Here is a 1,209-nt window from a genome sequence, read left to right as displayed (position 1 = left end):
GTTTAGCATTGCTAAGAAACATCAAGCAGCATTGGCCAAATCTTCCGGTTCTATTGATGACGGCCTATGCCAACATTGAAGATGCGGTCGCGGCAATGAAAGAAGGCGCTATCGATTACATGGCAAAGCCATTTGCTCCAGAAGTGCTGTTAAACATGGTGAGCCGTTACGCTCCCGTAAAGTCGGATGACAATGGCGATGCTATCGTTGCCGATGAGAAAAGTATCAAACTAATGATGCTGGCTGACAAGGTGGCTAAAACCGATGCCAACGTGATGGTGCTAGGGCCAAGTGGTTCTGGTAAAGAGGTCATGTCTCGCTATATTCATAACGCTTCGAGCCGTAAAGACGGTCCGTTTGTTGCGATTAACTGTGCCGCGATTCCAGATAACATGTTGGAAGCGACACTGTTTGGCTACGATAAAGGTGCGTTTACCGGTGCGATTCAAGCTTGCCCTGGTAAATTTGAACAAGCTCAAGGTGGTACTATTTTGTTGGATGAGATCAGTGAAATGGATCTTAGCCTACAAGCGAAACTATTGCGCGTATTGCAGGAGCGCGAAGTTGAACGTCTTGGTAGCCGCAAGAGCATCAAATTGGATGTCCGTGTTCTAGCAACCAGTAACCGCGACCTAAAACAGTATGTTTCTGAAGGGAATTTCCGTGAAGATTTATACTACCGACTGAATGTATTTCCAATTACTTGGCCAGCGCTGTGTGAACGTAAAGGTGATATTGCGCCGCTTGCGAAACATTTGGTGGAACGTCATTGCACCAAACTAGGAATGCCTGTTCCTGTTCTGTCTGAGCAAGCCATTAGTAAACTCGTCAATTATCCGTGGCCGGGAAATGTGCGTGAACTGGATAATGTCGTGCAGCGCGCTCTAATTTTGAGTGAGCAAGAAAATATTTCAGGCGAACATATTTTACTTGAAGGTGTTGATTGGCAAGACGCTACTGGACTACAACAGATCGTTGAAGGGAACAGTGTTGCAGCGCCAGAAATTAAGCCGATTGCTGAAGCGAATCCTATCAATAAAGTCGTGGCAGGTAGCGAAGGGCTTGGAAATGAACTTAGAGATCAAGAGTATGCGATCATTCTCGAAACATTGATTGCTTGTCATGGTCGACGTAAAGATATGGCTGAAAAGCTAGGCATTAGCCCTCGTACATTGCGTTATAAATTAGCGAAAATGCGTGATGCTGGAA

1 protein-coding gene is annotated in these 1,209 nt (G+C 45.7%); it reads left to right on the top strand.

Going from position 1 to position 1,209, the window contains the following annotated elements:
- The coding region (locus AB4496_RS19665; RefSeq protein WP_372131684.1) for a sigma-54-dependent transcriptional regulator at window positions 1-1,209 on the top strand (1,209 nt) is incomplete at both ends.

The organism is Vibrio sp. 10N.222.46.A1, assembly GCF_041473595.1.
In the GTDB taxonomy this organism is placed as follows: Bacteria; Pseudomonadota; Gammaproteobacteria; order Enterobacterales; family Vibrionaceae; genus Vibrio; species Vibrio tasmaniensis_A.
Note: the sequence above shows the minus strand (reverse complement) of the source record. Positions and strands in the feature narration are given on the sequence as shown.